This is a genomic window from Nostoc sp. 2RC, assembly GCF_014222165.1.
Classification (GTDB): Bacteria; Cyanobacteriota; Cyanobacteriia; order Cyanobacteriales; family Nostocaceae; genus Nostoc; species Nostoc linckia.
Window position 1 is genome coordinate 1 of record NZ_JACKZU010000312.1, and the last position, 9993, is coordinate 9993.

6 protein-coding genes are annotated in these 9993 nt (G+C 41.7%); all 6 read left to right on the top strand.

Translation table 11 applies throughout. From position 1 onward, the window contains the following. Positions 1–172 precede the first annotated feature (172 nt). Positions 173–1291 carry a sensor histidine kinase KdpD gene (locus GNE10_RS26345; RefSeq protein WP_185568220.1) on the top strand — a complete coding sequence of 373 codons (1119 nt, stop codon included), beginning with the start codon at positions 173–175 and terminating at the stop codon, positions 1289–1291. Positions 1292–1330: 39 nt separating this feature from the next. Further along, positions 1331–2008, top strand: coding sequence for a response regulator transcription factor (locus GNE10_RS26350; RefSeq protein WP_099072622.1), 678 nt, complete (start codon positions 1331–1333; stop codon positions 2006–2008). A 40-nt stretch (positions 2009–2048) separates the two neighbouring features. After that, positions 2049–4187 (top strand): substrate-binding domain-containing protein, encoded by a 2139-nt coding sequence (locus GNE10_RS26355; protein ID WP_185568210.1) that lies wholly within the window; start codon positions 2049–2051, stop codon positions 4185–4187. An 82-nt stretch (positions 4188–4269) separates the two neighbouring features. Further along, entirely contained in the window at positions 4270–4815 is a 546-nt protein-coding gene (locus GNE10_RS26360) for an FHA domain-containing protein (RefSeq protein WP_311774850.1), read from the top strand. 233 nt (positions 4816–5048) lie between these two features. Further along, positions 5049–6959, top strand: coding sequence for a sensor histidine kinase (locus tag GNE10_RS36175; protein ID WP_311774851.1), 1911 nt, complete (start codon positions 5049–5051; stop codon positions 6957–6959). Positions 6960–7368: 409 nt separating this feature from the next. Next, positions 7369–9960, top strand: coding sequence for a chloride channel protein (locus GNE10_RS26370; RefSeq protein WP_185568223.1), 2592 nt, complete (start codon positions 7369–7371; stop codon positions 9958–9960). Positions 9961–9993 lie beyond the last annotated feature (33 nt).

A 9993-nucleotide genomic window follows, 5' to 3' on the forward strand; every position in this document is an offset into this window, starting at 1 on the left:
CTATATATACTTACAAAATTAAGTTGCGTTTGTGAATAAAAACTTAATAATTCTTTGTAATAATTCAGTTACAAAAATAACTTAATAAAAAAATAAACATTGATGAGACTGCATAAAATTATACTAGACAACAGAAGAGTAAAAATATTTGCTACAAAAAGCGAGTGAAGCTATGACGCTAGGCTTTTCTCAACATAAACTAGAAAATGTCTCTAATTCTTTGAGTTCTTCAGATATCAAAAGTTTTTGTCAACTTGAGTCTGAACAATTAACTAGTCAGGAACCAATTTTTTTCGCTCGGATTGTCTATCATGATTATTTACTTAAAAATCATCAAGAAGTTATCAATTATCGTCAACACCAATCTCCGTTTTCTCAAAAAATTTTAATTTATTTGCGTTCAGAAGCTTGGCTTACAGACTTTCCACCTGTGTTTACTGTCAAGAAATTTGAATTGAAAAATTTTTCATCCATTTGCTATATTTGCCCGATAGGCTATAGAAACCAAAAACCAGAATACATCCAAATCATTGCTGATGAAGCTATTTCAGATAATTTGCAATTATACATAAAACGCTCTGCCATGCTCTTGGGTAAGTATATAGATATTTACTTAGGCTATGGAAGACAAAAAACTGAAATTCAACTTTTAGAAGATATTTTGCATCGAGTCGGTCATCAATTGCGTAATTCCTTAGGGTTGATTGGGTTATATGCACATAATTTATGCTTGGGTTTAAAGGAAAACCCTTGGCAAGAACAAGCAACCATTATCAGCAAAAGTATCGAAGATTTAGATATTAATTTAACGGAGCTTATTGATTGCGGTCAAAGTGTAAAATTAAGGGTTGCTCCCCAAGATTTAAGAAATTTAGTTCTGGAAAGTATCACTCATTTACAACCGTTAATTAATGAAAAAAACCTGCAAATAAATCTTCCTGATACATCGACTACTTTAAAAATAGATAGACTGCAAATGAAGCAAGTATTTGATAATATTCTGAGTAATGCTGTTCATTTTAGTCCGAATTTTGGAATTATTAACTGTAGTTGGCAGATTTTTCAAGAGGAAGTTTTAATCAAAATTTCTGACCAAGGCCCAGGATTATCTCCAGAGGATTTACAAAAAATATTTACCCCTTTTTATTCCCGTCGTCGAGGAGGTACAGGACTGGGTTTAACTATTGCTAAAAAAATTATTTTGGATCATCAAGGAAGTATTTGGGGGCAAATTTTAGCCGAACGTGGGGCACAATTTTCGGTAATTTTGCCGAGGCCAAGAAGTGGATAGATAATTCGGAATGGGCTAACGTAATTCGTCATAAAAAATATGCTTAATAATCAAAAGCTTTCGGTTTTACTGGTGGATGATGAAGAAAGGTTTCGGCAAGGGTTACGTACTCTGCTGAATTTTTATAATACTAGTTCCGCATTACCTGTAGAAGTTGTGGGTGATGCAGATTGTGTAGAACAAGTTTTAAAATTCGCTAACCAGAAGACTCCAGATTTAATTTTGTTGGATATGCAATTAACGGGGTGTGATGGAATTACGGTTTTGGCACGTCTGAAAGAAGTTGCCTTTGCTGGTAAGGTTTTAGTATTGTCTGCTCATCAAGAAGATGACTGGATTTTCCGCGCCATGCAGGCGGGAGCTTCTGGTTATGTGTTTAAAAATCGCTTAGCAACTCAATTGTGTGAAGCAATTAATACTGTAACTAAATCGGAAATTTATTTACCTTCAGAAGTTGCGAGTCGATTTTTTCGGTTTTTCCAAGCTTATTCAGATGCGTCTATCAGAGCATGTCAGCAAGTACATTTAACAGAAAGAGAACAAGAAGTTTTATATTGGTTAACTCAAGGTGCTTCTAATGAAGAAATTGCTAAGCATTTATATGTGACAGTTGCTACTGTGAAGGCGCATCTCACGAGTATTTTTGAAAAATTGAAGGTTACTAGCCGTACTCAAGCGATTGTGGCTGCACTCAAGTTAGGATTAGTTAAAGGTTGAGTAAAACGGAATTAGTCGGCGCAATTCACGAAATTTCTCTATGCCTTCACTAGAATCTTTTTATCAAGAATACCCTTGTTCGTATAATTCTCCCTTAAATTGCGATCGCCCTTTTCAAACAGCACAGCAAATCAAGGGTGCTAAATTTTGTTTGGAATGTGGTTTTCTGGCGACTTTACCACAGGAAGCTGAGATTAAAGGAAGCCAGGGGACTTATCAAATAAATAGTTATTGTGGGGTGCGGGGTTTAGGTCGTTTATACTCAGGTATCCAACTAAAGGACAAACAACCTGTAATTATTAAAGAATATTTACTACCCAGTCGTTCCTTTAATGAAAACGAAACCATAAAACGGAAAGAAACGTTTAAAAGAGTCGGTGGGATAAGTTTAGCTGATAGTCGCATTCAAAACTTCCGGCTGGTGGAAACTAAAGAAGCGATCGCTGATGATAAAATAGAACGCTGTTATTTAATCGCTAAAGGCATAGACTCATCCCAGACTTTAGCTAAATATATCATTGAAAAGGGAGCAATGACACCCCCCCAAGTGCGGGAATTCCTCAATCAAGCACTACAAACTCTGCAATTTCTTCATACCCAAAAACTACGTTTTCCTTCCAATCAAGTACAACTCGGTTTAACTCACGGCAACATTAATTTAGATAGTATTTTAATTAAATTAGAAGCACATCAAAAATTTTCTATATATTTTTGTGATTTAGCCATCTGGGAAAACTTATTTATTCCACCGATTATTCCTCAACCAACCACCGCAAGACCAGAACAAGATTTACAATCTTTAGGGATGGTAGCCTTTTATTTATGGGTGGGAAGAACAACTAATTTATCTTCTAACCAGCCTTTAGATCCTAGAGACAATCAACAATGGCCAGATACAGATAATCATTTAAAACAATTTATTTATCGTTTAATGGGGTTGGAAACTGCTTTTGCAAGTGCAGAAGCGGCTCGTCAAGCACTGTTACAACTTCCCAAAGAAGATAATACTAATATTCCAGTGGGTTCCTCTGCTGCTGTTGAAGTCCAAAAACGTTTACCAATGCCTTTAATTTTATTGCTGGGAATCCTGGTTTTTTTACTACTAGGGGGAGGAATTTGGTATTGGCTGTTGTCCGGTAAGAAAACAAATGAACCGAATTTGACTCAATGGGGTACGCTTCTACGAGCTTTTGCAGAAGTTCCCAATCTTCCTTCAGGAAATTTTACTTACACAGGAGAAAAAGATAGTACATGGAGTTTTATTTTAACCCAACCAGTAGACGACAGCCGTTTAGGAAATTTATTAACTAAACCCAGACCAGATGCCACAGCAATATATAAATATGAGTCAATTTTATCAGCAGATGTCAATAACCCAATTAAAAGTATAGAAGAAGTACAAACAGGGAAAAAAGACTTTGCAATTACAAGTTTAGAAAATCGAATTACCAGTCAACTGAAAAAAGAACAAATTGCCTATGATGGATTAACTGTTTTTGTGGCATTTAATAAACGAGACTCTAATCTAGCTAATGCTCTGGGAGGGCAAATTAGCCTTGAGCAGTTGCGTCAAATTTATACAGGTAAAATTACTAATTGGCAACAAATTAATCCCAAGTTAGCCAATCCTCTGGAAATTAAACCCTTTGCTCCCACCGAACCGGAAGCCATCGCTAAATTTCAAGAAATAGTTTTGCAAAATAACCCCCAAGACAAAGCTTTATTTGCAGCGAAAGTTACTCAACAAGACACCACAAAAACCCAAAACCAAATACGTAGCGAGACTTTAGAGGGACGAGCTACCGGAATTATCAGTTTTGGGATTATCAGTAAAACGTGGAAACAGTGTAGTGGTTATCCCCTAGCCATCGCCAACGGTAACAAGCCAGCTACCCAACCTTTGTTTCAAAAACGCGATCGTCGCTCTATTAATCCCTCAGATGACTTGTGTCAGCATGATGATTATTATGTTGATGTTACTACTTTCCAAAGCTATCCTTTGGGATACCCTATTTTTGTAGTGTACCCTCAAGACAGCAACCGCCAAGTCGGTGGTTCTACATTTGCCCGGATGCTCACAACTCGTCAGGGTCAGTGTTTACTTAGCAAAGTAGGTCTTGTCGCTTTACAACCCATGCCTGATGATATAAATTCTTATGCCTGCAAATCGGTGCCCTAATCCTAGTTGCGAATATTTTAACCGCGCCCTGCCTAACAATGCTAAGGTTTGTCCCTGGTGCTCCACTCCCATAGGGAATGTAGTGACTCCTACACCACAACCACCTATTCAGCCACAGCCCAGTCAACCACCAATTCAACAACCACCAATTCAACAACCACCAAACCAATACCAGCGAACAGAACAACCCAACTACCAAGTTCCTCAACAAACCCCCGCAGATTATTCAACAGTCTATCAACCACGGGTTTCTTATCCACAAACACCTCCGGTTTATACCCCCCCACCTCAAAGAGCGCCAGTTTTAAAGCTAATTCATAGCAGCGGTAGAGAATTTCACCTCGTTGGTGAAGGAGGTTTTATTGGTCGTCGCAGTCAAAGCCCAGGAATAGCACCGCCAGAAATTGATTTAACCGGTATTCCCAATGAAGGAATAGTCTCTCGTCGTCATGCGCGAGTCGATTGGGACTGGTCGCAAAATGCATATATGATTGTTGACATGAGTACAAATGGTATTTATTTAAATAACAGTCTTCTAACTCCTGGAATGCAATATCGTTTATTAAACGGTGATGCGTTAAGATTTGGTCAAGACAATCTAGTTAATTTTACTGCTTATGTCATGTAACAATTTATCTCGATTGTTTAAGGACAAAGCGCTTTTGTTTGAGCCAAGGCTTCCTTAAAACAGAACTTTGTAACAGAGGACTTTTGAGTTAATGTGCAATTCCAATAGGTAACAACTTACATAGCAAGTTGCAGTTGAATAGACTACAATAATAAAGGCTAATGCCTCGGTTTTTACTTAAAATACCATGATTACAGCACAAAAATAACTGGATGTGCTTTCAGCAAAAGAGCGTGACAAGATCGGATAAAATCGAATTCCCTTCAAACTTGGGAGTCGGTTTGCCAAAAACAAGTATAAATAATGACTTTAATTCTGTCGGCAGACGCACGTTGACTCTGAAGTGGCATCTTGTGTTACTGGTAGCAGGGGCTTTACTCCCAGTAGTCCTTTTCGCTGTTGCTGTTGTATATCAACTTTCGCTCAAGGAGCGTGCAGCATCAGAACGCCGTCTGGTTATAGCAGCACGCAATCTCACTGAAGATATAGAGCGCGAGTTTTCCAGCACAACCAGGACTCTCCAAGCACTGGCAGCCTCTGACAGACTCGACCAAAGTGAATTAAAAGCCTTTTATCACGAGGCACTGCGTACAGCACAGACACAGCCGACTTGGTTGAGTGTGGTTCTCTTAACGCCAGACGGACAACAGGTTTTCAATACCTTTCGTCCCTTTGGCATTGCTTTACCAAAAGCAAATGAGCCATTAAGTGTGCGGCGTGTTGTCGAAACACAAAAGCCCACTGTGGGTTATCTTGCCTTTGCACGTCTGAAGCAAAAATGGGTTTTCCCCGTACGCGTTCCCGTCATCCGCTCAGGCAAGCTACGGTATGTCCTTAGTGCCCTGATTACCTCAGAAGCAATCACTAGTACCATTAAGACCCAGACACCTATTGATGGAGAGTGGACGCGTACTATCATTGACGGTAATGGTGTTGTTGTAGCCCGGACTCGCCATCCTGAGCGCTTTGTGGGGCAGCAAGGTACTCCGTCTTTTTTAAAGCGAATCGCTTCAACAACTGAGACAGTCTACCGCGAGACTACCTTGGAGGGAGCAGCAGTGTATGTTGCCTTCAGCAGAACCAATTTTTCTCGCTGGACGAGTGCCGTTGTTGTTCCCGTGGAAATCATTGAAAGTCCTACTCGTCGGGCGATGTGGCTTGTTGTTGGCTCTGGCTTGGCATTGCTTGTGGTCAGTGGTGTGGGCGCTCTTATCCTCTCGCAGTGGATTTCTCAAAGTATTGCTTCGGCTGCTTGCGCCGCAGAATCCCTTGCCAAAGGTGAATATCCGCACATCGAACCCTCGCCTATTAAAGAAGTAGCTTTGTTAAGCGAAGCTTTAAAATTTTCTGCTGACCTCCTGCAACAGCGCCAGCGAGAACGGGACGAACACTTAAGGCAGGTGGAGACAGCGCGGGCCGAAGCAGAAACCGCTAACCGTCTCAAGGATGAGTTTTTAATTACCGTTTCCCACGAACTCAAAACCCCTCTCAACGGCATCTTAGGCTGGGCCCAGTTACTGGGTGCTGGGAAGCTCGACCCAGAAAAGACACAACGAGCGATCGCTACCATTGAGCGCAACGCTAAAGCCCAGGCACAACTAGTAAATGACCTCCTTGACACATCGCGCATCGTGATTGGGAAACTCCGCCTCGAACCACAGCCGCTAAACTTAGCCACTGTCATCATCAGTGCCATAGATTCAGTACGCCACGCCGCCGAAGTTAAAGACATTGATTTACAGCTACAACTTGCCAATGTGGAACCCATCTTAGGAGACCCAAATCGGCTTCAACAGGTAATATGGAACCTCGTTGCCAACGCTATTAAATTTACCCCCCAAGGTGGGCGCGTTGAAGTGCAGCTTCAGTCTGCTAACTCATTTGTCGAGGTGATTGTACGGGACACTGGTGTGGGCATCAAAGCAGAATTTCTACCATACGTCTTTGAGCGCTTCCGCCAAGCCGACGGCTCAACTACAAGGGAGTTTGGCGGCTTAGGGCTTGGTTTGGCCATCGCCCGTCACTTGGTCGAGCTTCATGGAGGTACAGTGGAAGCCCAGAGTGGGGGAGAAGGTAAAGGAGCAACTTTTACTGTTAAACTTCCCGTGGCTACTTGCCAGCAGAATATGAATTCCAAAAAATAAATTATTGTGGTTTGGGCTGTTGACTGTTGACTAGACTTCTTGGCCTTAGTCGGGAAAAGGGTAAGGGGAAAGGGGGAAAGGTTTTGTGTTTTCCCTTTCCCCAATAAAGATGCACCCCTTTTTCCATAAGAGTGCAAAAAGCACTTTTGCAATAGGTCTACTGTTGACTGTTGAGTATTAACCGTCTTTTATTTATTGAGCAATAACCAAAATTTTATTAAAATTTTATTTTTTTACGAAATACTATGAATAGAGTTAACGGTATGACATTTTATATCATGTCCGGAAGCCATGTTTGAGGTGTCTACGTTGCACTCGCAATGATATATCATAAGTAATTTATCGGACATGATATTTAGATATCTGTATATTTCCGTATCTCCGCTGATGAGAAGTGATTGCTAAAAACATGTTAGTCAGGGGTAAAATTCTCTGGTTGAGGCTTTGGCGTCAGTTGCTTCGACCAAAGCGCTTTGCTTTTTTAGAAGCTTGCTTGATTGGTTTAGTTTCTGGATTAGCAGCAGTTCTATTAGGACAGACAGTAGACTGGGCAGGTGCATGGCGAGTACGTGTTTCTTATCATTGGCCTGCGTACTTAGTGCTACCAGGTATTGGACTGGTAGGAGGAATGTTAGCTGGTTGGTTAGTGGAGCGCTTCGCCCCTGAAGCATCAGGTAGCGGGATGTCGGAAGTGAAAGCAGTATTGGCTCGCGTACCGATGCCGTTAAATCTGCGGATTGCTTTGGTCAAGTTGGTGAGTGCTACACTCGTGCTTGGTTCTGGAATGCCTCTAGGACGGGAAGGGCCCACTGTGCAAATAGGGGCAGCTTTGGCCAATCAATTGAGTAATTGGGTGCCGACTTCTCCAGAACATCGTCGCCAACTCATCGCCGCCGGAGCCGGGGCTGGGTTAGCTGCGGCTTTTAATGCACCGATCGCAGGTGTACTTTTTGTCGTAGAAGAATTATTACAAGATGTTTCAGGCATTACTCTTGGCACTGCGATTTTAGCTTCTTTCATCGCTTCAGTTATCTCTCGACTCTATGGCAGTCACAGCTTAGATTTGAATCATCTAAATTTAGTACTGCCAGATACAACCTTCTTCGCCCAGGAAATCCCTTTCTACCTCATATTAGGAGTGTTGGCTGGGTTATTGGGCATTGTCTTTAATCAGGGTGTTCTTGCCAGTCTGGCAATTAACCGCCGCGTACTAAACTTGAGTTTACCTTGGCGAATTGGAATTGTTGGGTTAGTTACTGGTGTTGCGATCGCTTTATTGCCCGTAACTTTTCGCAATAATGCTGGACTCAGAGAAATTTTACTTGTGGGTAATGCTGACTGGGTATTTGCAGCGATCGCTCTCTTAGTCCAATTTACCCTCATTATTGTCACTTACGGTTCTGGTGCGCCAGGGGGTTTACTAGTTCCCACTTTGGTGTTGGGAGCCGCCCTTGGCTATTTGGTGGGTGCTGCACAAGAGCATTTGCTGGGAATGAGTGCTGCAACAACCTATGCTCATGTGGGCATGGCTGCGTTTTTTAGCGCCGTCTCCAAAGTACCAATTACAGCAGTAATCATTGTGTTTGAAATGACAACAGATTTCAATCTGGTGTTACCGTTAATGATTGTGTCTGTAGTTGCCTATTTAGTGGCGGAAAAAATTGACAAGCGATCGCTCTACGATCTTCTACTAGAGTGGAAAGGAATTCACATTACAAAAGAACCAACTACAGAGGGTCTTTTAGCACAATTAACCGCCGCAGATGTCATGCAGCCACGTGTTGAAACCCTATCTAGTCAGATGAGCGTTGATGAAGCAGTACAGGCATTTTCTCAATCTCACCATCGCAATTTCCCTGTTTTAGAAAATGGTAAAGTTGTAGGTATTATCACCCAAAAAGATTTAATTGATATTGCTTCCCAACAGTTAAGTGGAGATAGAACTGTCAGGGAAATTATGACACCGGAGCCTGTAACAGTCAGTCCCACAGCGACATTAGCCTATGTGCTGCACATACTCAATCGCTATCACCTCAGCTGCTTACCCGTTACAGAAGGCCGAAAACTAGTAGGAATTATCACTCGCAGCGATATTATCCGCACAGAAGCAGAACGCCTCAGTGGTAATACTGAACAGATAGAACCAAAATCAGCACCTTCTTATGTGGTTTACCAAACTCACGCACCAGCCACAGGCAAAGGAAGGCTATTAGTACCACTGTCACATCCCCAGACAGCCGAGACTTTACTACAAATGGCAGTAGCGATCGCTAAAGATCGCAATTACGAAATAGAATGCTTGCAAGTGATTATCGTTCCATCTAGCCGCGTCCCATCTGAAACACCAGTAGAAACCACCAAAAGCCATCATCTTTTGCAAAGGGCAACACTATTAGCAGAAAAATGGCGAATTCCCATCCACACCCAGATCCGAGTTGCCCATAATGTTGCTGAGGCAATTTTGGAGACTGTAAAAGAACGACATATTGACTTAGTATTGATGGGTTGGAAAGGTACTACATCAACACCTGGTAGAGTTTTCAGCAGGGTAGTAGATACCGTCATTCGACAAGCACCTTGTGATGTTGTTCTAGCTAAATTCGATGATAAAAGAGCTTTCGATCGTTGGTTGCTGCCAATGGCAGGCGGCCCCAACTCCAGACAAGCAATTAAATTATTACCTGCCCTGACTTCTCTAAGTACATTCCCGCAAATCAATGTATGCCAAGTATTCCAATCTCCCGAATCTTTACCCGATACAACATTACTAGATAAATCTGTTCGCTTTCTGCAACGTAGAGTTAAAGGTAAGGTAACAGCTACACCAGTCCTAGCTGATTCTGTTTCTGAAGCTGTACTTGAGTGTGCCGAACAAGAAAATAGTGATGTGATTGTTTTAGGAGCTAGTCGCGAAAGTTTACTACAACAGGTTATTCAAGGAAATATTCCAGAGAATATTTCTCGCAAAAGTAATTGCACAGTGATTATGGTGAAAACTTAATGCTGTTCGTGGGGACTGGGGAATGGGGAGAGG

Bases quoted from the DNA above. Each gene is read 5' to 3' on its own strand.
- GNE10_RS26345 (WP_185568220.1), top strand. From the start codon at position 173: ATGACGCTAGGCTTTTCTCAACATAAACTAGAAAATGTCTCTAATTCT.
- GNE10_RS26350 (WP_099072622.1), top strand. From the start codon at position 1,331: ATGCTTAATAATCAAAAGCTTTCGGTTTTACTGGTGGATGATGAAGAA.
- GNE10_RS26355 (WP_185568210.1), top strand. From the start codon at position 2,049: ATGCCTTCACTAGAATCTTTTTATCAAGAATACCCTTGTTCGTATAAT.
- GNE10_RS26370 (WP_185568223.1), top strand. From the start codon at position 7,369: ATGTTAGTCAGGGGTAAAATTCTCTGGTTGAGGCTTTGGCGTCAGTTG.